1 pseudogene is annotated in these 279 nt (G+C 30.5%); it reads right to left on the reverse strand.

Annotated features, from left to right (window positions below):
* Positions 1-77: 77 nt before the first annotated feature.
* A pseudogene (locus tag RG959_RS24040) lies at positions 78-279 on the reverse strand (hypothetical protein); the annotation flags it as partial.

Consider the following 279-nt stretch of genomic DNA (forward strand, 5'->3'; position numbering starts at 1 on the left):
GTTGGAGTTTAATTAAAAAGGAGCCAGGCTTTTAAAGCAAGGGCTCCTTTTCATTTTATCTAATCTTATAATGTCTTTTAAATAAGAACAGTCTTATCTTTTTCCATTATGTTTTCTTTTCTAAGTTCTGCTTTTATTGACTTATTAAGTAATTGGGAAATCGTATGGTACACTTCTTTTGCATCTTGTCCATCAATAATAAGAACCAATGATTGATTTTTTCTGCAAAGAAGGAAAAAGGATAGTAGTTTTGGCAGGTTTTTTGTATCAGCAATAAGG

This window comes from Domibacillus sp. 8LH, assembly GCF_038806185.1.
Lineage (GTDB): Bacteria > Bacillota > Bacilli > Bacillales > Domibacillaceae > Domibacillus > Domibacillus indicus_A.